The sequence below is a fragment of the Streptomyces sp. NPDC058401 genome, assembly GCF_042722885.1.
In the GTDB taxonomy this organism is placed as follows: Bacteria; Actinomycetota; Actinomycetes; order Streptomycetales; family Streptomycetaceae; genus Streptomyces.
The window spans coordinates 23,467-46,149 of the sequence record NZ_JBHXKA010000003.1 but is presented as its reverse complement, the minus strand read 5'-3'; the positions used below and the strand labels follow the sequence as shown (position 1 = coordinate 46,149).

21 protein-coding genes and 1 tRNA gene are annotated in these 22,683 nt (G+C 74.2%); 11 read left to right on the top strand and 11 right to left on the bottom strand.

Annotated features, from left to right (window positions below; genetic code table 11):
- The first annotated feature begins 14 nt into the window (after nt 1–14).
- The 6 genes from murC to ACFWNV_RS01840 all read left to right on the top strand — a co-directional run bounded on the left by murC (nt 15) and on the right by ACFWNV_RS01840 (nt 5,919).
- Nucleotides 15–1,409, top strand: coding sequence for a UDP-N-acetylmuramate--L-alanine ligase (gene murC, locus ACFWNV_RS01865; protein ID WP_383938951.1), 1,395 nt, complete (start codon nt 15–17; stop codon nt 1,407–1,409).
- Nucleotides 1,410–1,445: 36 nt separating this feature from the next.
- Nucleotides 1,446–1,853: a peptide-methionine (R)-S-oxide reductase MsrB gene (msrB, locus tag ACFWNV_RS01860; protein ID WP_383938948.1), complete on the top strand. Its 408-nt coding sequence runs from the start codon at nt 1,446–1,448 to the stop codon at nt 1,851–1,853.
- Nucleotides 1,854–2,122: 269 nt separating this feature from the next.
- Nucleotides 2,123–4,489: a nitrate- and nitrite sensing domain-containing protein gene (locus ACFWNV_RS01855; RefSeq protein WP_383938945.1), complete on the top strand. Its 2,367-nt coding sequence runs from the start codon at nt 2,123–2,125 to the stop codon at nt 4,487–4,489.
- 35 nt (nt 4,490–4,524) lie between these two features.
- Nucleotides 4,525–4,908, top strand: a complete 384-nt coding sequence (locus ACFWNV_RS01850) for a roadblock/LC7 domain-containing protein (RefSeq protein ID WP_383938942.1) — start codon at nt 4,525–4,527, stop codon at nt 4,906–4,908.
- Entirely contained in the window at nt 4,908–5,276 is a 369-nt protein-coding gene (locus ACFWNV_RS01845; protein WP_383938939.1) for a DUF742 domain-containing protein, read from the top strand. Before ACFWNV_RS01850 ends, ACFWNV_RS01845 begins: the two co-directional genes overlap by 1 nt.
- Before the next feature lies 1 nt (nt 5,277).
- Nucleotides 5,278–5,919, top strand: coding sequence for an ATP/GTP-binding protein (locus tag ACFWNV_RS01840; protein WP_383938936.1), 642 nt, complete (start codon nt 5,278–5,280; stop codon nt 5,917–5,919).
- On the opposite strand, the gene ACFWNV_RS01835 is transcribed toward ACFWNV_RS01840, so the two are convergent.
- From ACFWNV_RS01835 to ACFWNV_RS01805, 7 genes are all read right to left on the bottom strand, one after another.
- Complete coding sequence (locus ACFWNV_RS01835) at nt 5,867–6,976, bottom strand: NAD-dependent epimerase/dehydratase family protein (protein ID WP_383938933.1); 1,110 nt, start codon at nt 6,974–6,976, stop codon at nt 5,867–5,869. The two genes, ACFWNV_RS01840 and ACFWNV_RS01835, sit on opposite strands and share 53 nt — an antisense overlap.
- The gene (locus tag ACFWNV_RS01830; protein ID WP_383938930.1) at nt 6,973–8,112 is read right to left on the bottom strand and encodes a cytochrome P450; all 1,140 of its coding nucleotides are present in this window, start codon (nt 8,110–8,112) and stop codon (nt 6,973–6,975) included. The genes ACFWNV_RS01835 and ACFWNV_RS01830 overlap by 4 nt, the downstream gene beginning before the upstream one ends.
- Nucleotides 8,109–8,867: a glycosyltransferase gene (locus tag ACFWNV_RS01825; RefSeq protein WP_383938927.1), complete on the bottom strand. Its 759-nt coding sequence runs from the start codon at nt 8,865–8,867 to the stop codon at nt 8,109–8,111. Before ACFWNV_RS01825 ends, ACFWNV_RS01830 begins: the two co-directional genes overlap by 4 nt.
- Nucleotides 8,864–9,139: a hypothetical protein gene (locus ACFWNV_RS01820; RefSeq protein ID WP_383938925.1), complete on the bottom strand. Its 276-nt coding sequence runs from the start codon at nt 9,137–9,139 to the stop codon at nt 8,864–8,866. Before ACFWNV_RS01820 ends, ACFWNV_RS01825 begins: the two co-directional genes overlap by 4 nt.
- Nucleotides 9,140–9,891: 752 nt before the next feature.
- A complete protein-coding gene (locus ACFWNV_RS01815; RefSeq protein WP_383938922.1) occupies nt 9,892–11,556 on the bottom strand; it encodes an AMP-binding protein in 1,665 nt (554 codons plus the stop codon).
- On the bottom strand, nt 11,556–12,308 hold the full coding sequence (locus tag ACFWNV_RS01810; protein WP_383938919.1) for a glycosyltransferase family 2 protein: 753 nt from the start codon (nt 12,306–12,308) through the stop codon (nt 11,556–11,558). The genes ACFWNV_RS01815 and ACFWNV_RS01810 overlap by 1 nt, the downstream gene beginning before the upstream one ends.
- A complete protein-coding gene (locus ACFWNV_RS01805) occupies nt 12,305–13,345 on the bottom strand; it encodes a 3-oxoacyl-ACP synthase III family protein (protein ID WP_383938916.1) in 1,041 nt (346 codons plus the stop codon). Before ACFWNV_RS01805 ends, ACFWNV_RS01810 begins: the two co-directional genes overlap by 4 nt.
- A 280-nt stretch (nt 13,346–13,625) precedes the next feature.
- Between ACFWNV_RS01805 and ACFWNV_RS01800 the strand changes: the two genes are divergently transcribed.
- The 3 genes from ACFWNV_RS01800 to ACFWNV_RS01790 all read left to right on the top strand — a co-directional run bounded on the left by ACFWNV_RS01800 (nt 13,626) and on the right by ACFWNV_RS01790 (nt 17,015).
- Entirely contained in the window at nt 13,626–15,689 is a 2,064-nt protein-coding gene (locus ACFWNV_RS01800) for a phosphocholine-specific phospholipase C (RefSeq protein WP_383938913.1), read from the top strand.
- 135 nt (nt 15,690–15,824) lie between these two features.
- The gene (locus ACFWNV_RS01795) at nt 15,825–16,163 is read left to right on the top strand and encodes an XRE family transcriptional regulator (protein WP_383938910.1); all 339 of its coding nucleotides are present in this window, start codon (nt 15,825–15,827) and stop codon (nt 16,161–16,163) included.
- Between the two features lie 96 nt (nt 16,164–16,259).
- Entirely contained in the window at nt 16,260–17,015 is a 756-nt protein-coding gene (locus ACFWNV_RS01790; RefSeq protein ID WP_383938907.1) for an alpha/beta fold hydrolase, read from the top strand.
- On the opposite strand, the gene ACFWNV_RS01785 is transcribed toward ACFWNV_RS01790, so the two are convergent.
- The 3 genes from ACFWNV_RS01785 to ACFWNV_RS01775 all read right to left on the bottom strand — a co-directional run bounded on the left by ACFWNV_RS01785 (nt 16,984) and on the right by ACFWNV_RS01775 (nt 19,182).
- Nucleotides 16,984–17,784, bottom strand: a complete 801-nt coding sequence (locus ACFWNV_RS01785; RefSeq protein WP_383938904.1) for a rhamnogalacturonan acetylesterase — start codon at nt 17,782–17,784, stop codon at nt 16,984–16,986. The two genes, ACFWNV_RS01790 and ACFWNV_RS01785, sit on opposite strands and share 32 nt — an antisense overlap.
- 56 nt (nt 17,785–17,840) lie before the next feature.
- On the bottom strand, nt 17,841–18,965 hold the full coding sequence (locus tag ACFWNV_RS01780) for an alpha/beta hydrolase (RefSeq protein ID WP_383938901.1): 1,125 nt from the start codon (nt 18,963–18,965) through the stop codon (nt 17,841–17,843).
- 144 nt (nt 18,966–19,109) lie between these two features.
- Nucleotides 19,110–19,182: transfer RNA gene (locus tag ACFWNV_RS01775), tRNA-His, on the bottom strand.
- Between the two features lie 152 nt (nt 19,183–19,334).
- Here ACFWNV_RS01775 and ACFWNV_RS01770 point away from each other — a divergent pair.
- Nucleotides 19,335–20,492 carry a heparan-alpha-glucosaminide N-acetyltransferase domain-containing protein gene (locus ACFWNV_RS01770; protein WP_383938898.1) on the top strand — a complete coding sequence of 386 codons (1,158 nt, stop codon included), beginning with the start codon at nt 19,335–19,337 and terminating at the stop codon, nt 20,490–20,492.
- Nucleotides 20,493–20,689: 197 nt separating this feature from the next.
- Nucleotides 20,690–21,811, top strand: coding sequence for a M24 family metallopeptidase (locus tag ACFWNV_RS01765; RefSeq protein WP_383938895.1), 1,122 nt, complete (start codon nt 20,690–20,692; stop codon nt 21,809–21,811).
- A gap of 36 nt (nt 21,812–21,847) precedes the next feature.
- Here ACFWNV_RS01765 and ACFWNV_RS01760 read toward each other — a convergent pair whose 3' ends face one another.
- Nucleotides 21,848–22,642 carry a class I SAM-dependent methyltransferase gene (locus tag ACFWNV_RS01760; protein ID WP_383938892.1) on the bottom strand — a complete coding sequence of 265 codons (795 nt, stop codon included), beginning with the start codon at nt 22,640–22,642 and terminating at the stop codon, nt 21,848–21,850.
- Nucleotides 22,643–22,683 lie beyond the last annotated feature (41 nt).

Below are 22,683 nucleotides of genomic sequence, written 5' to 3'. Positions count from 1 at the left end.
CTGGAGCTACCTGAATGAAGCCCGGCCTGCCGACCGCCATGGAACGGCCCCACTTCATCGGCATCGGCGGCGCCGGCATGTCCGGCATCGCGAAGATCCTGGCCCAGCGCGGCGCCAAGGTGGCCGGCAGCGACGCCCGTGACTCCGAGACCGCCCAGGCGCTGCGCGCCCACGGTGCCACGGTCCACATCGGGCACGCCGCCGGTCACCTCGCCGACGACGCCACCTGCGTGGTCGTCTCCAGCGCCATCCGCGCCGACAACCCGGAGCTGGCCCGCGCCGCCGAGCTCGGCATCCCGGTCGTGCACCGCTCCGACGCCCTGGCCGGGCTGATGGACGGCCTGCGACCGATCGCCGTCGCCGGCACTCACGGCAAGACCACCACCACCTCGATGCTGGCCGTTTCCCTCTCGGCGCTGGGCCTGGACCCCTCGTACGCCATCGGCGGCGACCTGGACGCCCCCGGCTCCAACGCCCACCACGGCGAGGGCGACATCTTCGTGGCCGAGGCCGACGAGAGCGACCGCAGCTTCCACAAGTACACGCCCCAGGTCGCGATCATCCTCAACGCCGAACTCGACCACCACGCGAACTACGCGTCGATGGAAGAGATCTACGAGTCCTTCGAGACCTTCGTCGGCAAGGTCCCCGAGGGCGGCACCCTGGTCATCGCCCACGGCCAGGCGGGCGCGGCCGAGATCGCCGGCCGGGTCCGCGGCAACGACGGGCTGAAGGTGGTCACGTACGGCGAGGAGCCCGAGGCCGACGTCCGCATCACGAAGATCACCCCGCGCGGGCTGACCAGCGAGGTCACCGTCGTCATCGACGGCCGGATGCTCACCTTCACCGTCTCCGTGCCCGGCCGCCACTACGCGCACAACGCCGTCGCGGCCCTCGCCGCCGGTGTCGCGCTCGGCATCCCGGCGCACAACCTGGCCTCCGCCCTCGGCAAGTACACCGGGGTCAAGCGCCGCCTCCAGCTCAAGGGCGAGGCCGCCGGGGTCCAGGTCATCGACTCCTACGCGCACCACCCCACCGAGATGACCGCCGACCTGGAGGCCATCCGCGGAGCCGCCGGGGACTCCCGCATCCTGGTCGTCTTCCAGCCCCACCTCTTCTCCCGCACCCAGGAACTCGGCAAGGAGATGGGCCGGGCCCTCGCCCTCGCCGACGCCTCGGTCGTCCTCGACATCTACCCGGCCCGCGAGGACCCGGTCCCCGGGATCACCAGCGAGATCATCATCGACGCCGCCCGCGCCGCCGGGGCCGACGTCACCCCCGAGCACTCCAAGGACGCCGTCGCCGACGTCATCGCGGGAATGGCCAAGCCCGGTGATCTCGTTCTCACCATGGGTGCGGGCGATGTCACGGACCTGGGGCCGGCCATCCTGGCCCGTCTGTCGAACTGACGGCTCTGGGAAGAGCGGGAAAACGGGAGATCAGTCATGTCGTACGAGGTAGAGAAGACGGACGAGCAGTGGCAGGCGGAGCTGACCCCGTCCGAGTACCAGGTGCTGCGCCTCGCCGGAACCGAGCCCGCCTTCCGCGGTGAGTACACGGACACCAAGACGGAGGGCGTCTACAGCTGTCGCGGCTGCGGCTCCGAGCTGTTCCGCTCCACGGAGAAGTTCGAGTCGCACTGCGGCTGGCCCTCCTTCTTCGACCCGAAGGACTCCGACGCGGTCGAACTGAAGGCGGACGTCGCCCACGGCATGGTCCGCACCGAGGTCCTGTGCGCGAAGTGCGGCTCCCACCTGGGCCACGTCTTCGAGGGCGAGGGCTACCCGACCCCGACCGACCAGCGGTACTGCATCAACAGCATCTCGCTGCGCCTCACCCCGGCCGGGGGCTGACCCCGCACGGGCTGACCCCGCACGGGCGGAGACCGGCCGGGCGCCGGCCGTCGGGCTTCCGACGGCCGGCGCCCTTGTGCTCTCCCGGCGCGTGAACCGGCGGTCCGGTGTCGGCGGTGTCGCGGTTGGGTTCCGATCAGGTCTCTCGCTTGCGGAGATCCGCCTTAAATGACGGGATTTGGGCACGGAAGACACCTATCCGTTTCCTTGGCATGGCTGGTTATGATCGGCACCCTCACATCCGCCGCGTCCCCAGCTTCCGAGGACCGATGTCTCCCATAGAACCCGAAGGCGTACGAGGGCAGTCGACGACCCGTCGGCGGCGCACCCTGCGTCTGCGCACCCTGCTCGTCTGGCTGGCGGTACTGCCCACCGTGGCGATGGGCACCCAAGTGGCGGTGACCGCCCAGCGGCTGCTGGCGCAGTCGGACCGGCTGCGGGCCGACGTCGCTGCCGCCGAGCGGGTCGGCGCACCGCTGTACACGCTCATGGTCGACATGCAGGCCGAGCGGACGGTGACCGCCGCACTGTGGTCGGGTACCGCCGGGGCCGAGGAGGAGCTGGGCAAACGGCGTGAGGCCACGGACCGGGCCGCGGCCGACTTCCGCCGGCTGGCGGTCGGTTCGGACGTGTTCTTCGGGGAGGTGGAGCAGCGGCTCGACAGCCTGGCCGCCTACCGCCAGCGCGCGGACGCCCGCACCGGCGGAGCCGACGGCACGCTCACCTACTACACCGGAGTCGTCGGCGCGGTCATCCAGGCCTACCAGCAGGACTTCAGCCACGCGGACGACGCCGAACTCACCAAGGAGAGCCGGTCCGTGGTGTCCATGCTCTCCGCCACCGAGATGGTGGCGCGCGAGGACACGCTCCTGGCCCTGGCCGGGCCGTCCAGGCAGCTGAACTCCGCCGGCTTCGAGCAGTTCCTCGGCGCCCTGGGAGCCCACCGGTACCTGTACGAGACCTGGGTCGTGCCCTACCTGCCCGAGGCCGACCGGCGGTTCTACGAGCGGATCGTCGCCTCCCCGGAGTGGCAGGCCAAGCTCCGCATCGAGAACGCGATCGTCTCGAAGCACACGGACGTTGCCTCCGGCATCAAACTGCCCGCCGAGGTCGCCGGTTGGCGTTCCGCGCACGAGCGGTTCTCGGTGCAGCTGGCCACGCTCAACGTCGACCGGGCGCGCAAGATGCTCGCACGCGGCGAGGCCAAGGCCGCGGAGCTGGACACCGAGGTCGCCTGGCTGATCGGGGGAAGCGGCGGCGGGCTGCTGGCCGTCGTGGTCGTGGTCGTGCTCACCACCCGATCGGTGCTCCGCCGCCTGCGCGACCTGCACGAGCGCACGGTGACCGTCGCCGAGGAAACCCTCCCCGAGGTCGTCGCCCGGCTCCAGCGCGGGCAGTCCGTCGACGCCGGGACCCTGCCGGCGGTGCGCGGAGACCGGGACGAGGTCGGACGCATCAGCGACGCGTTCGCCCGGGCCGTCGCCGTATCCGTCGACGGGCACCGGCAACTCGCGGCCGAGCGGCACGGCTTCGGCCTGTTCGCCACGGGCATCGCCTCGCGCACCGGAAACCTGGTCAGCCGCCAGCTGAGCCTCACGGAGGAACTGCAGGACACCTTCGGCCACGACGAAGTGCTGCTGGCCCAGCTGATGCGGGCCGACCAGTTGACGGTGGGCATGCGCCGCCAGATCGAGAACCTGCTCATCCTGGCGGGCGGCGAGGTCCCCGACCCGCACACCGATCCCATGCGCGTCGCCGACCTGCTGCGCGAAGCCGCCGCGGAAGTCGAGGACTTCCGGCGCATCGAGCGGCACGCCCTGGACGAGACCAGCGTGGAACCGCGCGTGATCAGCCAGATCAGCCACCTGCTCGCGGAGCTGCTGGACAACGCCACCCGCTTCTCCCCGCCGCGCTCCAAGGTGGTCATCCGCGCCGAACTGGTCGCGGACGGGCTGTCGGTAGAGATCGAGGACCGCGGGCCGCGGGTGACCCCCGAGCGGTACGAGGAGATGAACGGCCGGCTGCACGAGGCACCGCCGTACTCCGTCCTGGCGCAGAACGCGCACCGGCTCGGGCTCTTCGTGGTCGGTCACCTCGCCGACCAGCTCCGGGCGACCGTCACCCTGCGCCGCTCGGTGTACGGGGGGACCTCCGCCGTGGTGATCCTCCCCGGGGACCTTCTGGTGGCGACGGAAGGGGAAGCGCCGCGCGAACCCGCGGCCACCGCGCCGTCCGTCACCGCCGCCGCCCCGGCGCCGCGCCTTGCGAAGGAGCCCGAGGCCGAGCGCGAGCCCGAGCGCGAACCCGAGCCCGAGCGCGAGCCGGTCCTGTACACGGGCGCCGGGCTGCCGAGCCGCCGTACGACGGTGCCCAAGCCTGCGTCCGAGCCCGTACTCGTGTCCGCGACCGCGACCGTGCCCGCGGCCGCGTCCGCGCCTATCTCCGCACCCGGTCGGCCGGCCCTCCCCGAGCGGGTCCCGCAGACCCACATCGCCGAGCAGCTACGGGCGCCCAGCGCACCGGAACCAGCGGTCCCGCAGGACACGGCGACTCCCGAAGAGGTGGCCGACGCCTGGGCAGACTACGAACGCGGGACCCAGACAGTGGAAGAAGAGCTCCGACGGGATCGGCCATGACTACCTCCTCAGCAAGCACAGCGGCATCCGAAAACATGATCTACAGCGTCCTGGACAACAACCTCAGCAGGATCGCCGGCATCCAGGGAGCGGTGCTCCTCTCCAACGACGGCATCAAGCTCAGCGCCTACCTGCTGGACGAACCCCAGGCCGAGCGCATGGCGGCCGCGGCCTCCGGCATCGCGGCCACGATGAAGGCGATATCCCGGGAGATCGACGGCGGCCGCGTCATCCGCCAGCTGGTCGAGATGGACGACCGGTACCTCTGCATCGTCGGGTGCGGCGAGGGCAGCACGCTCATCGTGGTGACCTCCCGCAAGGCGCGGCTCGGGGAGCTGGGCGGCGAAGCCGTACGGACGGCCCAGGCGCTCGGCGAGTGGCTGGGCACCCCGGAGCGTGCCCAGGCGCCGACCCCGTAATGCCGCAGGACGAGCCACAGCCCGCGCGGGGCCGGCGGACGCGGCTGTACGCCCTCACCGACGGACGTACGGCCGCTGCGCACACCGTCCTCACCATGGACACCACGATCACCGCGGCGGTGGCCGAGGACGCCCGCGCAGGCCTGCCCACCGAGTGGCAGGAGATCCTCGCGATGTGCACGGCGCCGGGCGGACGGGCCGTCGCCGAGATAGCGGCGCGGATGCACATCCGCCTCACGCCGATGACGCTGCTCCTCGGTGAGCTCGCCGACCGCGGGCTGATCCACCACCGGCCGCCCCTGGGGGGCGCCGAGACCACCGACGTCCACCTGCTCATGAGAATCAGGGACAGCCTTGCCCGGAAATGACATGTTCGCCCCGCAGGCCGCTGCACCGCAGGCCCCTGCCCCTCTGGCCCCTGCCCCTCAAGAACCGGCCCCGGTCAAGATCCTCATCGCCGGTGGGTTCGGAGTCGGCAAGACGACCCTGGTGGAGACGATCTCCGAGATCGAGCCGCTGCGTACGGAGGAGCGGCTGACCGCCGCGGGCGTCGGCGTCGACGACCTCGACGGCATCGAGTCCAAGACGGCCACCACCGTGGCGATGGACTTCGGCCGGATCACCCTCGACGACGCCGGGGTGGTCCTGTATCTGTTCGGCACACCGGGCCAGGAACGCTTCTGGTTCATGTGGGACGACCTGCTGGCCGGGGCGCTCGGGGCGATCGTGCTGGTCGACACGCGACGCCTCGACCGCAGTTTCGCGGCCGTCGACTTCTTCGAGAACCGCGGACTGCCGTTCGTGGTCGGCGCCAACTGCTTCCACGGCCAACAGCCCTACACGGCCGAGGAGATCGCGACGGCCCTGCACCTGAAGGATCCGAGCACGCCCGTGCTCATGCTCGACGCCCGCTCCCGCGAGGACGTCCGGGCCTGTCTGCTCTCGCTCCTCGACCAGCTCATCGCCAACGCGGGGGCCGCGGCGCCCGCCCGGAGCGGTCGGGCCGGCTGAACGGCCCGGAATCCGGGGTGCCGGGCAGGGAGCCGAGGTAGTCCGCCAGATTCCGCTCCGGGACCCAGCCCTGGGAGCGGGCGCGGGTCAGGTCCAGGACCACGGGGTGGGCGAGCTGGTCCACCGCGTAGCGGCTGAGGGCCGGTTCACCGGAGGAGAGGGCTTCCGCGAGCCGGGCCGCCGTGACCGCCAGGGCCGGCGGGAGGTGGCGGATGCGGGCCCGGACCCCGTGGGCGCGCAGGACGGCGGATACGGCCGCGTCGCGTGGGTAGGGGCGGGCATCGGCGATGTTGTACGCGCCCGGGGGCCAGCCGGGAGCCGCCGCCAGGCAGGCCGCGGCCAGGTTCTCCACCGCGGTCAGGCTGAGCGGGACGTCCGGGCCCGGCAGGAACAGGGTCCCGGCCCGGACCCGGGACAGCAGCCGGGGCAGCAGCTGGGTGTCGCCGGGGCCGTACACGGCGCGCGGACGCAGCACCACCGCCCCGGCGGCCAGTGCCAGGGCCTCGCCGGCGGCCTTCGTACGGCCGTAGGCGTTCAGGTGCCCCGTGCGCGGGTGGTCCTCGCGGACCAGCGTGCGGTCGTGGCGGGGGTCGTAGACGCTGGCGCTGCTCACCCAGACCACCGGCCGCCCGCCCGCCGCGCGCAGCAGCCGCTCGGTGCCCGTCACGTTGACCGCCCGCATGACGGCTTCCGCGGGTGAGCCCGGGGCGGGATCGCCCACCGCCGCCGCGCAGTGCACGACGAGGTCCGTGCCGGAGAGGTCCGGCTCCCCGAGGGACGCGTCCCAGAAGCGGTGTTCCCCGAGCGGGCCGGGCCTGCGGCCCACGCACACCACCCGGGCCCCGGCCGCCGCGGCGGCGCGGGCGACGTGCCCGCCGCAGAAGCCGCTCGCGCCCGTGACGGCGATCCGGAGCCCGGCGGCCGCGCCGGACGGTCCGGAGGCGGGCCTGGGGGACGGCCCGGAGGACGGCTCGGAGGAGGGCCAAGGGGACGGCCTTGGGAGCGGCCCGGCGGACGGCCTGGTGGACGGCTCGGAGGACGGCTCGGGGGATGTCATGCCGCCGCCCGTACGACCAGCGAACGCCACCCGGGGAGGGCGGCCCGGCGGTCCACCCGGGCCCGGACCACGACCGGCCGGTGCGGAGCCAGCGCCGCCAGTACGCCGGCCAGTTGCTCCCGCGCCAGGCGCGCCCCGGGGCAGGCGTGCGGCCCGGCGCCGAAGACCAGGCGGGCGACGCCCGGCTCGGCGGGGCGGCGCCCGTCGGGGTCCCGCAGGTGTGCCCCGGCGGCGTGCCGGGCCACCAGGAGCAGCCGGTCCCCGGCCCGGACCGGGCAGCCCCCGACCGAGCCGCCCGCCGCGGCCACCCGGGGGAGGAGGGGAGAGGCCGCCGTCACGCGCAGCAGTTCGTCGGTCAGGGCGGGGCACAGGGCCGGGTCCGCCGCCTGGTCCCACAGGCCCGCGTCGGCGCACCAGGCCACGGCCCGGGGGAGCGCCGCGACCGTGGTGTTCACGGCCGCGACCGCCAGCATCGCGGCCCGGGCGTCCGCCCCCGGTCCCAGGAGCGCGCGCAGCCGCTCGGCGGCGCGGACCGCCGCGGCTTCGGCGCCCGGGCGGGGCGGGCCGGGGAGGTGGCTGCGCACGGAGGCGGCCGCGGCCTCGGCGGCCGCCTCCGCGAGGGCGAGGGAGTCTCCCGCAGGGCCGGGGCCGGGGTTGGGGCCGGAGCCGGAGCTGGAGCCGGAGCCGGAGCCGGGGCCCAGCAGTGCGTACACCACCGCGCCGGCCAGTTCCCGGGCCAGCGGCACCAGGTCCACCGTGCCCCCGAGCGGCAGCGGCGCGAGCCGCCGTAGGAGCAACGGGTGCCATGCCGACCGCAGTTCCCGGGTCCCGGCCGCGCCGAGCAGCTCGGCCAGCTCCCGCCGGGCCGTCCGGTGGCCGGAGCCCTCCTGGTCGAAGAGCACGTCCTCCACCCGGGCGGCTCGGGCCGCGCCGCCCGTGGTGCCGGGTGCGGTGCGGTCCAGCGGCAGCCGGGTCAGCGCCTCCCGGTAGGCTGCCGCGCCGTGGACGAGCAGCGTGCCGCGGCCGAGCCGGCGCACGGGCCGGCCGCGGGTGGCGGCGAGCAGCGCGAACAGGACCGGGTGGGCGCGCAGGTAGACCCGCCGGTCCCGGCGGCGGGCCTTCGTGTCGGTGGTCATCGGACGTGTGCCTCCGCGGTGTCGGTGGGCCGGTAGCGCCGGTCCCAGTACCAGAGCAGGGTGCGGCGCGGTCCCCAACTCCGCAGCCTGCGCAGGCTGTTCTGTACCACCAGCCGCTCCGCGCGGACGATGCGGTCGCTGTGCTCGCGGGCCCGGTTCAGCAGGGCCACGTCCTCGGACCGTTCGTGCAGCGGCACCCGCAGGGCGCCGCCGCAGCGCAGGTAGAGGCCGGCGGTGATGCCGAGGTTGTGGCCGTGGCACAGGACGTACGGGGCGCGGTAGCGCGGGTGCCGGTGGGACGGTCGGTAGCGGCCGTAGAGCGAGGTGAGCCGGATCAGCGCCGGCAGCAGCCGGGCTTCGAGCAGGCCGGGTGCCTCGTCGCGGCGCGGCACGCTGCGGCCGCACAGCATCTCGGCGCCCCGCCCGAACTCCGCCTTCGCGACGGCCGTCCAGTCCGGGGCGGGCAGGCAGTCGGCGTCGGTGCGCAGCAGGTGGGTGGCGCCGGCCGCGATGGCGTACCGGAAGCCGGTGTCGGCGGCGGTCCCGGCGCCGGGCAGCTCCTCCCGGGCCAGCTCGACGGGAAAGGGCGCTGTGCGCGCGAAGTCCCGTACGGCCTGCGCCGTTTGGTCGGTGGAGGCGTTGTCCACGACGACGAGCGTGAATCCGGTGTCGCGCTGGGCGGCGAGCGCGGCCAGCGCGGTCCCGATGGCCGCCGCCTCGTTGTATGCGGGCACGACCACCCACAGGTTCGTCAACTCCTTACTCCTTCGGTCTGGTTGGTGGTGGCGGCCCAGGAGGCCGCGCGGAGCGGGACCCGCGCGCACAGGCCGGCCCGGACGAGCAGTCCGATCAGCGGCCCGGCCCGGTGGTAGAGGACGCCGTGCAGTTCGGCCGTCGCGGCGAGATACGGGTCCGCGGCGAGGACGAGCAGCCTGCAGACCAGCGCCGCCGCCAGGGCGGGACCGGCGACGGCGGCCGGCCTGGCCGCCGCGCTGGCCTGCCGGGGGCCGGGTGCGGGGCGAGCCACAGGACGGCCGAGAACAGCGCCCACAGCGCGGGGACGGCCAGGGCCGGACCGCCCGCCGCCACCACGGCGGCCACCGCCGCGCCCGCGAGGCACAGCACGGCCGCGCCCGCGAGGTCCCGGCCCGCGTCGCGCACGGGGTTCCCGCTGCCCGCACACGGCCCGGATGCCCGTACGCAGCGCCCGGGCCGTCCGCACCACCGACCAGCCGAGTGCCAGGGCCTGTCGTCAAACTCCCGTCTGCCTCGCGACGCCCGGCACGCGCTCTCGCCGCACCGGGCGAAAGCCCGAGTACGTCCAGTACGCGGGCTTCCGCCCGGCACGCCGAGAGCACGCACCTGACGCCGCGCGGCCGCCCTCCGGGCGACGACGGGAGTTTGACGACAGACCCTGGGACGAGCAGCGGCCGCCAGCGCGGGGCCGCGGTGGGCAGCCGCTCGGCAGCCGGCGCCGCGGCGGCGGGCAGCAGGGCCGCCGCCAGCCCGTCCACGACCCGCCGGACCCCGTCCGCGCCCGCACCGGCCCGGCCCGCCAGCGAGCCGAGCAGCAGCACCGCCGGGGCCGTCCCCACGAGCAGGGCGTACGCGAGCGAGCCCGCGAGGGCGTCTGCGTTCGCGCGGGTGTAGCGCCGGTGGGAGGCCATCACCCGCACCCGGACGGCCGCGCCGCGGGCCCGCCACGGGGCGGCGGCACGCGGCCCCGCCCCGGCGCGGGCACGGCCGTGCCACGCGGGAGGCGCTGACCGGGATGGCGGTTCACGTCCGGGGCGCAGCCTTCCGCGCGGAGCCGGAGCCCGACCCGGAGCCGGACCCGGACCCGGACCCGGACCCGGAGTTCAGCCGGTGGGCCGCCAGGGCTGCCGTTGCCGCGCGGTCCGGTTTGCGGGAGCGTCCCGACAGCGGGATCCGCGCGAACAGCAGGGCATCGGGCGCGGCCTTGCCCATGCGGCGCAGCGGGCCCGCCAGGGCGGACCGCAGCGCGGGCTCGGCGGCGCCGTGGCAGGGCTGGACCACCGCCACGAGCCGCTCGTCGCCGTAGGCACAGCCTTCGCCGGAGCCGGAGCCGGAGCCGGAGCCGGAGCCGTCGCGGTCGCGGGCGCCGCCGCCACGCCGGTCGGCCGCCTCCGCCGGAACTCCGACGAGCAGCGCCAGTTCCACCCCGGGCACGTGCAGGGCCGGTTCGTACAGGCCCGGGTAGATGTTCTCGGCCCGGCGCAGCACCATGTCCTTGGCCCTGCCCTCCAGTACGATCCGGCCCGCCCCGTCCAGGCGCGCCCGGTCGCCGGTGCGCACCCACGGGTCGGGGTCCTCGCCGAGGTAGCGGTGCCGGGCCCCGGGGCCGGTCAGCAGCAGCTGCCCGTCCGCGTCGGCCGCGGCGCGCACACCGGGCAGCGGGGCGCCGACCAGGTCGCCGGGACCCTCGTACGCGGCCTTCTCCCGCGATTCCACCGCGGCGGCCGGGAACAGCTCGGTGAGCGCGTACACCCCCCAGGCCTCGTCGGCCCCCGACTCCCGTACGCGCCCCAGCAGTTCCGCGCTCGCCGGAGCCGAGCCGGTCCACACCCGGCCCCGGAAGCGGGCCCCCGCCCGCAGCGCGTCCCGCAGCTGCGGCGGGGTGAGGTAGGTGTCCCGCGGCGCCAGCCGGGCCAGCTGGCGGGCCAGTACCCGGGGCGAACGCGCCGGGAGGGCCACGGGGGCGCCGCGCACGAGGGCGGGGACGAGTACGAAGAAGGTGCCGCCGAGCACGGGCCCGGCAGCCGGGCCGGAAGCCCACGTCTTCCCCGGGGCGGGGGAGAACAGCGCCGCCACGGTCTCCATTCCGGCGGCCAGGCTCGCCCGCGTGTGCACCACGGCCCGGGGTCGTGCGGTGGTCCCGGAGGTGAACACGATGACGGCGTCGGCGTCCCCGTCGCCCGTGAACCGTGCGGGAACACCGAGCCGCGCCGCCCGCAGGTCCAGCGCGGGCGCGCACCCCGGCAGCCGCCGCCCGACCGTGGCCACCGGCGCGCCCAGCCCGGCCAGTTCGGGCAGTTCCAGTCCGGCCGCCCGCCGGGCCAGCGGCCGGGCCCACCCGGCCACCGCCTGCGCGGCGGCGTCGGCCAGCACCAGGGCGGGCCGGGCCGAGGCCAGCCGGGCGCGCAGCACGTCGGGTCCGGCTCCGGGGTCGAGGACGGCCCCGCGCAGGCCGAGCCGCCACAGGGCGAGCAGTACGGCGAGCGCGCGCGGGCCGGGGCGCACGGCGACTCCGACGGTGTCACCGGCGCGCAGCCCGCGGGCGTGCAGTGCGGCGGCGAACGCATCGGCCAGATCGGCGAGTTCGCCGCGCGTGGCGGCGGTCCGGGTGGCTCCGGTACGGGTGGCGGTCAGGACGGCGGGCCGCTCGGGGCGGGCGCGCAGCGCGTGATCGAGGCGGTCCAGCATCAGCGGGGGTCGTCCGTTCCGTGCGGGCCGCTGCCGCGGCCGAGGTACCAGCGGGCCGTGCCGGCGATCCCGTACGCCCGCAGCCGACGCGTGGAGTTCTCCACGACCATCGTCCGGCAGCGCGTGATCCGGTCGGTGTGCCGGCGCACCGCGTTGAGGAAGAGCCGGTCGGTGGGGGAGGGGCGCCGGGGCATCCCGCCGACGGCCAGGTACAGCTCGGCGGTGATGGCCATGTTGTTCCCGGCGTGCATCCGGTACGGGGCGCGGTAGCCGCGGCGCCGCGCGTGCTCGGGCCGCAGCCGGCCGAAGAGCCCGGCGATCCGTACGAGGACCCCGAACCCGGCCCGCCCCAGCGGGCCGTGCTCGTCGCGGCGGGCCACGATCCGCCCGCACACCAGGCCCGGGCGGCGGGTCAGGGCCGTCCGCGCCGCGCCCGTCCACCCCGGGTGGGGCAGGCAGTCGGCGTCGGTGCGGGCGAGCAGGGTCGCGCCGCGCCCGATCGCGTACCGGAAGCCGGTGTCCACGGCGGAGCCGACGCCCTTCTCCGGTTCCTCGATGACCTCCACGGCGAAGGGTGCGTCCGCCGCGAACTCCCGCGCCACCGCGCCCGTCCGGTCGGCCGAGGCGTTGTCGACGACCAACAGAGTGAAATCACGGTCCCGTTGGCGGGCCAGCGCGGCGAGGGTCCCGGCGAGCCGGACCTCCTCCTCGTGCGCGGGCACCACCACCCACAGCCGTCCGGGCGCGCTCACGACTTCTCCCAGACCATCGTCATGATGCTGATTCCGCCGCCGAGCCCGACAAACAACACCCGCTCACCGGGAGCCAGTTCGTCGAATATCAGCTCCAGCTGCACCCCGATCGTCGCGCTCGCGATGTTGCCGAGCTCGGGCACGGTCACCACCAGCTTCCCGGCCGGCACCCCGGTCAGCTCGGCGAACCGCTCCAGGTAGGGCACCGTCACCTGGTGCACCAGCACCTTGGAGAAATCCTCCCAGCCCATGCCCGTACGGTGCAGGGTCCGGTCGATGACGGCGGTGCCCACCTTCTCGAAGACCCCGCGCAGTTCGTGCCCGTCGCCGCGGAAGTACGTGTACGCGTCCCCGCGCGGGTGGCGCGAACCGCCGCCCGGGATGCCCCCGACCTCCCAGTGCTCGGAGTGGGTCTCGGTGTCCACGTCGAGGATCCCGCCGCGCTCCACCGGCTCCACGACGACGGCGGCCCCCGCATCGCCGAAGGTGTAACCGGCGAAGCCGGCACGGAACTCGGCGAAGTCGGCGGGCGCCGTCCGCACGGCCCGGCTCGGGGTCTCCCCGGTGACCACCAGGGCCCGCCGGGCCCGGCCCGCGAGGATCATGGAGCGGGCGAGGTCGACGCCGTTGACGAAGCTGTTGCACGCGTTGGTGACGTCCAGGGCGTGGGCCCTCGTGCCGAGTTCGGCCTGCACGATGTGCGCAGTGGCGGGTTCGGCGACGTCGCGGGAGGCGGAGGCGAAGAGCAGCAGGTCGATGTCGGCGGGCTCGAGGCCGGCCCCGTCCAGGACCCGGCGGGCCGCGCCCACCGCCAGCGTGGAGGCGTACACCCCGTCACCCGCGATCCGGCGGGCACGGATCCCGGTGGCCTGGGTCAGCAGCCGGGGCGGCAGCTTGATTCCGGACCGGTCCGCGATCTCGCGCTGGAGCCGGTCGGAGGTGAGGACGTCATCGGGCAGCATGCCGGCGACGGCGGTGATCCCGGCGCGGAGCCGCGGCGGGCCGGGCGGGCGCGGTTCGGATGGCTGATTCGGCATGTCCTCACGATGACGCGCGGGCCGGTCCCGGTCCTGAGTACGGATGCTCAACCCGGAGGCCCGGCGGGTGAGTACCCGGGACGGCCCTGCTCCCGGGCGGAGCCGGCGGCTCCGAAGAGATGGGGCGCGTGGGGCATGAACCGTCTGACGAGGTATTCCGTTCTCCAGGTGTACGGCCCACTGTCATCAAAGCAATGCCGACCGGTACCCCGGGGCCGCTGTTCTTGGGGCGCCCACCGACATCCCCCCGCACCCGTCTCACCCGCAGAGGTCGTTCTCCATGACTGAATTGAATCGGCGCAGGTTCCTGCAGATCGCCGGTGGCGCCGCCGCCGTCACGATGCTGAACGAGAGCATCGCGCGGGCCGCCGCGATTTCGGCCCAGGGCAGTACCGGCACCATCCAGGACATCGAGCACATCGTCGTCCTCATGCAGGAGAACCGTTCCTTCGACCACTATTTCGGTGCGATGAAGGGGGTCCGCGGGTTCGGGGACCCGCGGCCGGTCGTCCAGGACAACGGCAAGTCCGTCTTCTACCAGTCCAACGGCACGAAGGACATCCTGCCCTTCAACCCGCAGATCAACGACCTCGGCATGCAGTTCCTGACGGGGCTGAACCACGACTGGGCCGGCGGCCACCAGGCGTACAACAACGGCAAGTACGACAAGTGGGTCCCGGCCAAGACGGCCACGACCATGGCGTACATGACCCGGAACGACATCCCGTTCCACTACGCGCTCGCCGACGCCTTCACGGTGTGCGACGCCTACCACTGCTCCTTCATCGGCGCCACCGACCCCAACCGCTACTACCTGTGGTCGGGTTACACGGGCAACGACGGGGTGGGCGGCGGCCCGGTCCTCGGCAACCAGGAAGCCGGCTACGGCTGGAAGACCTACCCCGAGCGCCTGGAGTCGGCCGGCGTCTCCTGGAAGATCTACCAGGACATCGGCGACGGCCTGAACGCCGCCGGATCCTGGGGCTGGATCAACGACGCCTTCCGCGGCAACTACGGAGACAACTCGCTGCTGTACTTCAACAGCTTCCGCAACGCCCAGCCCGGCAGCGCCCTGTACGAGAAGGCCCGTACGGGCACCGACGTCAAGGCGGGCGGCACCTACTTCGACAAGCTGCGCGCGGACGTGGTGAACGGCACCCTCCCGAAGGTCTCCTGGATCGCCGCCCCCGAGGCGTTCAGCGAGCACGCCAACTGGCCGACGAACTTCGGCGCCTGGTACATCTCGCAGGTCCTGGACTCGCTGACCGCGAACCCGGACGTGTGGGCGAAGACGGCCCTCTTCATCACCTACGACGAGAACGACGGCTTCTTCGACCACGTCGTCCCGCCCTACCCGCCCGCGTCCGCCTCCTGGGGCCTGTCCACGGCGAGCGTCACCGGCGACCTCTACACCGGAAACGTCTCCGGCTACGCGGCCGGCCCGTACGGGCTCGGCCCGCGCGTCCCGATGATCGTGGTCTCCCCGTGGAGCAAGGGCGGCTACGTCTGCTCCGAGACCTTCGACCACACCTCGGTGATCCGCTTCATGGAGAAGCGCTTCGGCGTGCAGGAGCCCAACATCTCCCCGTGGCGCCGCGCGGTCTGCGGCGACCTGACCTCGGCCTTCGACTTCACCCGGGCCGACGCCGCGCCCGCGGCCCTGCCGTCCACGGCCGCGTACGTACCGCCGGACAAGAACCGCCACGCCTCCTACAACCCGGCCCCGCCGGCGACGGGCACCCTGCCCAGGCAGGAGGCCGGCGCCAAGCCGACCCGCGCCCTGGGCTACGCCCCGTACGCGGACGGCAAGGCCAATGTCTCCACGGGCAAGTTCACCCTGACCTTCTCCTCGGGTCCCACCCTCGGCGCCCACTTCCACAGCACCTCGGGCAACCGCACGGACGGCCCGTGGCCCTACACCGTCGAGGCGGGCAAGACCCTGTCGGACACCTGGAGCACGAGCAGCTCCACCGGCAACCAGATCGACCTCACGGTCTGGGGCCCGAACGGCTTCCTGCGCACCTGGAAGGGCCCGGCGAAGAAGGCCGGCCCCGAGGTCACGGCCCGCCACTCCGCGTCCACCGGCAACCTGGCGCTGTCCCTGACCAACGGGGGCACGGCGGCCGTCAACCTGACCGTCACCAACGCCTACGGCGGCACGGCCCAGACCCTCCGCGTCGCCGCGGGCGCCACCGTCGCGCACACGGTGACCCTGTCCGGGACGGCCCGCTGGTACGACGTCACGGTCGTCTCCGACGCGGACACCACCTTCCTGCGCCGCTTCGCCGGCCACGTGGAAACCGGCGCGCCCGGAGTCTCGGACCCGGCGATCAAGACCGTCTGACCGTTCCCGTAGGGGTGAACCCGCCTGTTCCGCCGCCCGCGAGGTTAACGCTTGCGTTAACTTCGCGGGCGTGGGTCCCCCCGCGGAGAAGCGGTATCAGGCCCACATCGCGGAACTGGACATCAGGGAGTACGAATGAGCGCTGTCGGTTGGGAGGAGGCCAAGCGCCAGGCGCGCGAGCGCCGGGTGGCTGCCGGGCTGGCAGTACGGTCCCCGGCGGAGAAGCGGGCCGCGATGGACCGGCTCATGGCCGAAGTGCGGGCCTATCGGCTGGCCGAGATCCGCCAGGAGCAGGCCCTGACCCAGAAGGACGTGGCCGACAGCATGGGCGTCTCGGCCCCGCGGGTCTCCGCCATCGAGAACGGCGAGACGGACCGCACCGAGGTCGCGACCCTGCGCTCGTACGTCGAGGCGCTCGGCGGGCGGTTGCGGGTGGTGGCCGACTTCGGGGACACCGAGTACACGGTGGCGTGATCCGGGACCGGGGCCGGCACTGCGGTGTGATCGTACGGGCGGTGGGCAGAACGGAGGCGTCCGAGTACGTACCCCCCCGTCACCGAGGGAGATCGCATGGCCATCGCCCACCGCAGGACCGGCACCGGCCCCGTCCGCGTCATCGTGCTGCACGACTGGTTCGGCACGTCCGCGAACTGGGGTTCCGTACTGGACTACCTGGACCCGCGGGAGTTCTCGTACGCCTTCCTCGACTACCGCGGCTACGGCGACCGCCGGGACGTCCCCGGCCGCTACGCGCTCCCCGAGATCGCCGACGACGTCCTCGCGCTCGCCGACGAGCTCGGCTGGGACACCTTCTCCCTCCTCGGCCACTCCATGGGCGGCAAGGCCATGCAGCAGGTCCTCGTGCGCGCCCCCGAGCGCGTCGAGAAGCTGATCGGCATCAACCCGGTCCCCGCCTCCCCCTACGAGATGGACGACGCCACCCACGCGCTCTTCTACGGGGCCGCCGCCGGCGAGGACAACCGCCGCGCCATCCTCGACATCGTCACCGGCCGCCGTGCGAGCCCGTACTGGCTGGACCGGATGGTCGCGCACTCGCTCGCCGTGTCCCGGCCGGAGGCCTTCGCCGGCTACCTCGCGAGCTGGCAGCCGCTGGACCTGTCCGCCGCCGTGAAGGGCAGTACCGTCCCGGTGCTGGTCCTGCTCGGCGAGTACGACCTCGCGATCACCGCCGACTTCATGCGGGCCACCTGGCAGGTCTGGTACCCGAACTGTCGTATCCAGCCCCTGCCCGGCGCGGGCCACTACCCGCCGCACGAGACCCCGGTGGCCCTCGTCACCGAGGTGGAGTCCTTCCTGCGCGGGTAGGTCGGCGCCGCACCGGCGCGACCCGCTCCCTCGTCCGCCGGTCGAAGACCTCGTCGGGGAGGTACGCGACGGCCCGGTCCGGATCGAAGGCGGCGGCGAGGTCGCGGAAGTGCGTGGGCGCCAGCAGCCCGCGGGCCTGCATCTCCGCCGCGATGAACCGGGAGCACTCCAGACTGGCGTGGGCCCGCAGGTGGGTGTTGTCCGCGACGCCCTCGGGGTAGTTGGGGTGCTCGCCCGGCTCCAGGTGGAGGAAGAGCGCCTTGGTTCCGTCGGGGCCGGCCTGCCGCCAGCGGGCGACGCTCCACTCGTTCAGGTCGATGAGCGGCACCGCGAGCTGCGCCGCGACCTCGCGCACGGCGGCGGGGTACTGGCCGAGGGGGCGGCGCATGTTGCCGTACTTGTCGAAGACGCGGCGCTCGTGGCTGGTGACGAGGACCGGGTGCACGCCCCGGTCCCGCGCCGCGTTGACGTACTGGCGCAGGAAGCCCTGGTACGCCTCGAACGGCTCGGTGAAGCGGCCGTCGAGGGGCTGCTTGTCGATGAGGCCGAAGGAGACGAGCAGGAGGTCGCCGGCAGCGGCGTTCTCCAGGATCCAGGCGAGCCGCCCGCGCTCCAGGAAGCTGCGCGAGCTCGCTCCTGCGCGCGCACAGTTGATCACCTCGGCGCCCCGCACGAACAGCTGCAGGGTCTGGCCCCATCCGGCCATGGGAGCCTTGCCGGCCTGTCGGCCCGCCACACTGGAGTCGCCCGCGAGGAAGATTCTGGTCATACCCTCGTGTACTCCCTCAGAAGGTGCCGAAACCTCCGTCGGGGCTTCAGAGGGGCTCAGGGTGGACTCAGTCGTCCCACCAGCCACTCCAGGGCCGACGGCACCTCACGCGCCCAGGTCTCGTAGTTGTGGCCGCCGCTCGCCAGCACGATCGAGGAGACCCGTGCGGGCGACCGTACCGCCTCGATGAATTCCAGCGTCGCCGGGTACTGGTGCTCGCCCTTGCGGCTGCTCGCCACCAGCAGGGACACCGGCGGCTGCGGCAGGTTCCGCAACCGCCACAGCAGGTCGTTCTCCTGCCGGCGGCCCGCGTCGCCGCCGAACAGGTCGCCGGTGTCCGCGTCGTGCGAGGCCGCGTACGGGGCCGACAGCGCGGCCGCGGCCCGGTAGGCGTCCGGGGTGCGCAGGGCCAGCTTGAGCGCGCAGTAGCCGCCCACCGAATTGCCCATCGCGCCCCACCCCCGGGCGTCCTGCGTGAGGCCGTAGTACGAGGACACCGCCGCCCGCAGGTCCCGCGCGAAGAAGGTCTCCGCCTGCGGCCCGCCCGGCACGTCCACGCACTGCGTGTCCCGGGGCGGCGCCACCGTCGGGGTCAGCAGGACCAGCACCGCCGGCCGCATCCGCCCCGCCCGCACCGCCTCCAGCGCGAGCTGCGGATACCGCAGCCGGTCGGTCAGCACCCCCGGCGTGCTCGGGAACCCGCTCAGCGCCAGCACCACCGGGAACTCCGCCCGCCGCCCGGCGGGCGCGTGCACGTACTGCGGTGGCAGGTACACGTACCCCTGCCCCGACAGCCCGCTGCGGGCCCCGCGCACGGTCACCGCCTCGATCCTGCCGATCACCGCGGGATCGTCGCTGCCGGAGTGCCGCCAGGAGTGGGTGCCCCGCACCAGCAGCGCCGCCCGGTCCGCGGCGTCCGCGCCCGCCGGCACCGGGTCCTCGCGGCGCAGGGAGAACAGGTCGCGCCAGGAGCCGTAGAAGCCGTACGAGGAGTTCACCGCGAGCAGCAGCGCCGATCCGGTCGTCAGGGTGATCGCGAGCTGGAGCCCCGCCCGCCCCAGCACCGGCCGCACCCCGGACCCCGCGAGCCGGGGCCACAGCCACACCGCGGCCCCGAACACCGCGGCCGCCACGAGGGCGGCGAGGAGCAGCGGCGGGGTGCCCCCGATGTCGCTTTTCATGCGGTTGATCCTGCCAGGACTCCGGCAAGGGGACCCGGACCGTCACGACGTGCCGCTCCGTGCCGCTCCGTGCGGCTCCCGCGGGGCAACGAAAAAACCCGTGGGGGTTACGAGGAAAACTCGTAACCCCCACGGGATCAACAGGGTGAGTGACGGGACTTGAACCCGCGGCCACCTGGACCACAACCAGGTGCTCTACCAACTGAGCTACACCCACCACGAAGGGCGGCGGACCGTCCGTTCGATGTGCAAGCACAGCATAGCTGATCAGCGGGGTGCTCCCGCGACGCCTTTTCCCGCGACCCGGCCCACCGCCCGGCCCCAGCCCCCGCAGGCAACCCCGCACCCCGGATCGCCATCCCTACCCGTATGGGACCAAACCGCCTGACCGGCCTGGACGCCGCCCGCGGCATCGCCGTCCTCGGCATGTTCGCCGTGCACGTCGGCCCGCCGCCCACGCCCGGGGGCGCCGGCTGGCTGCTCGTCGCCGCCGACGGCCGGGCGCCCGCCGTCTTCACGCTCATCGCCGGGTTCTCCCTCGCGCTCGCCCGCTCCCGCGCCGCCGCGCCGCCGCCCCTGCGGGCCACCCTGACCCGCTGCGCGATCCTCGGCGCGCTCGGCCTGTGCCTGGCCGCGCTCTCGCCCGGCATCCTCGTCATCCTGGCCTTCTACGCCGTCTACTTCCTGGCCGCCGAACCCTTCACCCGGCTGCGCACCCGCACCCTGGCGGCCGTCGCGGGCGCCTCGCTGGTGCTGGGCCCGGTCCTCTCCTACCTCCTGGGCCCGCTCCTCGGGCTGCGCACCGCAGGACGCGGCCACGCACCGGTCCCCACCGACCTGACGAGCTGGACGGGGGCCGCGGGGACACTGCGCGAGCTGCTGCTCTCGGGTGCGTACCCGCTGCTCACCTACTTCCCGTACATCCTGGCCGGCATGGCCCTCGGCCGCCTCGCCGACCTGCGCGGCGAGCGGTCGCTGCGCCTGCTCACCGGCCTCGGGGCCGCGGCCGCCGTCGCCGGCTACGGGGCCTCCTGGCTCGCGCTGGGACCCGGCGGCCGTCGCGGGCCGCTCCTGGAGGCCATCGCACGGGAACACCCCTGGGCGGCGGCGGAGCCCGACCCGGTCGCGGCCGTACTGGGGGAGCAGTTCGGCGCCGTCCCCAGCACCTCCTGGGACTGGCTGCTGCTCGCCGGCCCCTACAGCCAGACCCCGCTGGAGACCCTCGGCAACTCCGGGGTCGGAGCGGCCCTCATAGGCCTGCTCGCCCTGGCCGCCCACCGCGCGGGCCGGGCCGCGACCCGACTGCTCCGCCCGCTCGCCGCCGTCGGGGCGATGGCCCTCACGGTGTACGTGGCGCACGCCCTCGCCCTGGCGGTGTTCCTGCGGGGCTGGACCGGCTGGGAGGCCCTGGCCGGCTTCTCGGCGTGCGCGCTGATCGGCTGCATGGCCTGGCGGCGGCTCCTCCGTGGGACGGAGCCGCACCGCGGCCCCCTGGAATGGGCGCTGCGCGCGGTGACCCCTGCGTGACGTGAAGCCCTGCGGGGCCGTCCCCTACCCGCCCTTCCACCGTTCCCCGGGGCTCCGCCCCGGACCCCGCGCCTCAAACGCCGGCGAGGCTGGATCTTTCAGCCCGTCCGGCGTGTGAAGACCGGGTCCGGGGCGGAGCCCAGGTGACCGGCGCGGCCCCCTGCCGTCCGGGGGCGGGGCGCGGGAGGATCGGGGGCATGGACCATGACTCCGATCCCTTCACGGCCGCCGACTACGCCGCCCGGATGGCCGCCGCCGCGCAGGCCGCGGCCGACGCGGGGCTGGCCGGCCTGCTGGTCGCTCCCGGGCCCGACCTGGCCCACCTCACCGGGTACCGGCCCGTCGACACCGAGCGGATGACCCTGCTCGTCCTCGCCGCCGGGCAGGACCCCGTCCTCGTCGTCCCCGCCCTGGAAGCCCCCGACGCGGCGAAGTCCCCCGGAGCGGGGGCACTGACCCTGCGGGACTGGGCCGACGGGAAGAACCCGTACGCCGTGACCACGCCACTGCTGGACGTGACCGGCCGCTTCGGGGTCAGCGACAACACCTGGGCCCTGCATCTGCTGGGCCTGCAAAGGGAGTTGCCGAGCACCTCGTACGTCTCGCTGACCGATGCGCTGCCGATGCTGCGCGCGGTCAAGGACGAGCGCGAGCTGGCCCGGCTCGCGGCGGCCGGCGAGGCGGCCGACGCGGCGTACGCGCAGATCCTCCACGTCCCCTTCGCCGGGCGCCGGGAGAGCGACGTCGCCGCCGACCTGGACGCGCTGCTGCGCGTGCACGGCCACTCCCAGGTGGACTTCACCGTCGTCGGCTCCGGCCCGAACGGCGCCAACCCGCACCACGAGGCCGGCGACCGGGTCATCCAGAACGGGGACATGGTGGTCCTCGACTTCGGCGGCCTCAAGCACGGCTACGGCTCCGACATCTCCCGCACCGTCCACGTCGGCGAGCCCACGGAGGAGGAGCAGCGGGTCCACGACATCGTCCGCGAGGCCCAGTTGGCGGGCGTGGCGGCGGCCCGGCCGGGGGCCGCCTGCCAGGACGTGGACCGGGCGGCGCGCGCGGTGATCACCGAGTTCGGCTACGGCGAGCAGTTCATCCACCGCACGGGCCACGGCATCGGAGTCACCACGCACGAGCCGCCGTACATGGTGGAGGGCGAGGAGCAGCCCCTCGTCCCCGGCATGTGCTTCTCCGTGGAGCCGGGGATCTACCTCCCGGGGCGGTTCGGGGTCCGCATCGAGGACATCATCACGGTCACCGAGAACGGCTGCCGCAGCTTCAACAACGCCTCCCGCGAGCTGGCCCTCGTGCAGTAGGCGCGCGGCGGCGGGAGGGCGCCGCCCCGCCGGGTCTCAGGACCCGGCGAGGACCAGGCGGTAGCCGTAGTCGACGCTCTCCCGCTCCAGCAGGTCGGCGTGGCGCCGCTGCCACGCCCCCGACCGGAGGTCCGCGCGCAGCCGGGCGATCCCCGGCTCCACGGCGGAGGCCGGCCGCCTCGCCAGGGTGGAGCTGGCGGCGCGCACGGCGGGGTCGAGGTAGGACTCGGGCCGGCGCCAGAAGGCGGCCCGGAACCCGTCGGTGAAATCGTGCGGGACGGGGAAGGGCAGCACGGTGTGCGCGTCCAGCGCCCCGGTCACCACGGACAGCGGGGTGAAGGCGGAGCGGTCCGCCTTCCCGATCTCCGGCAGGTACTCCTCGAAGAGCCACAGCTCGGTCGAGTGCGACGGATCCCAGGTGAAGACGGCCTGGCGCCGGGAGACCCGCCGCAGTTCGGCCAGCCCGCGCGCCGGGTCGGGCCAGTGGTGGACGGTCATCACCGCCATGGCGGCGTCGAACGCCCCGTCTTCGAAGGGGAGTTGCTCGGCGCTCGCCTTGACCTTACGGGTCCCCGGATGCTGGTCGAGCATGACCTGGGACGGCTCCACGGCCGTCACCTCGCGGTCCTCCGGCTCGTACGAACCGGCGCCCGCACCGACGTTGACCACGGTACGGGCGTCGCCCAGACCGCTCGCGATCAGCGCGGCCAGCCGGGGGTCGGGCCGCCGGACCTGCCGGTACCCCACCCCGATCCGGTCGTACCTCGCCGCGGCGGCCGCGGCCGTGTGCCCGCCGCCGCCCGCGGAGGACGCATCAGATTCGATCTTCATGGGGCCGATCCCATCAGACCGTCCCGCGCCTCCGCGACCGG

Coding starts and splice junctions, on each gene's coding strand:
- murC (WP_383938951.1), top strand. CDS start 15: ATGAAGCCCGGCCTGCCGACCGCCATGGAACGGCCCCACTTCATCGGC.
- msrB (WP_383938948.1), top strand. CDS start 1,446: ATGTCGTACGAGGTAGAGAAGACGGACGAGCAGTGGCAGGCGGAGCTG.
- ACFWNV_RS01855 (WP_383938945.1), top strand. CDS start 2,123: ATGTCTCCCATAGAACCCGAAGGCGTACGAGGGCAGTCGACGACCCGT.
- ACFWNV_RS01850 (WP_383938942.1), top strand. CDS start 4,525: ATGATCTACAGCGTCCTGGACAACAACCTCAGCAGGATCGCCGGCATC.
- ACFWNV_RS01845 (WP_383938939.1), top strand. CDS start 4,908: ATGCCGCAGGACGAGCCACAGCCCGCGCGGGGCCGGCGGACGCGGCTG.
- ACFWNV_RS01840 (WP_383938936.1), top strand. CDS start 5,278: ATGTTCGCCCCGCAGGCCGCTGCACCGCAGGCCCCTGCCCCTCTGGCC.
- ACFWNV_RS01835 (WP_383938933.1), bottom strand. CDS start 6,976: ATGACATCCCCCGAGCCGTCCTCCGAGCCGTCCACCAGGCCGTCCGCC.
- ACFWNV_RS01830 (WP_383938930.1), bottom strand. CDS start 8,112: ATGACCACCGACACGAAGGCCCGCCGCCGGGACCGGCGGGTCTACCTG.
- ACFWNV_RS01815 (WP_383938922.1), bottom strand. CDS start 11,556: ATGCTGGACCGCCTCGATCACGCGCTGCGCGCCCGCCCCGAGCGGCCC.
- ACFWNV_RS01805 (WP_383938916.1), bottom strand. CDS start 13,345: ATGCCGAATCAGCCATCCGAACCGCGCCCGCCCGGCCCGCCGCGGCTC.
- ACFWNV_RS01800 (WP_383938913.1), top strand. CDS start 13,626: ATGACTGAATTGAATCGGCGCAGGTTCCTGCAGATCGCCGGTGGCGCC.
- ACFWNV_RS01795 (WP_383938910.1), top strand. CDS start 15,825: ATGAGCGCTGTCGGTTGGGAGGAGGCCAAGCGCCAGGCGCGCGAGCGC.
- ACFWNV_RS01790 (WP_383938907.1), top strand. CDS start 16,260: ATGGCCATCGCCCACCGCAGGACCGGCACCGGCCCCGTCCGCGTCATC.
- ACFWNV_RS01785 (WP_383938904.1), bottom strand. CDS start 17,784: ATGACCAGAATCTTCCTCGCGGGCGACTCCAGTGTGGCGGGCCGACAG.
- ACFWNV_RS01780 (WP_383938901.1), bottom strand. CDS start 18,965: ATGAAAAGCGACATCGGGGGCACCCCGCCGCTGCTCCTCGCCGCCCTC.
- ACFWNV_RS01770 (WP_383938898.1), top strand. CDS start 19,335: ATGGGACCAAACCGCCTGACCGGCCTGGACGCCGCCCGCGGCATCGCC.
- ACFWNV_RS01765 (WP_383938895.1), top strand. CDS start 20,690: ATGGACCATGACTCCGATCCCTTCACGGCCGCCGACTACGCCGCCCGG.
- ACFWNV_RS01760 (WP_383938892.1), bottom strand. CDS start 22,642: ATGAAGATCGAATCTGATGCGTCCTCCGCGGGCGGCGGCGGGCACACG.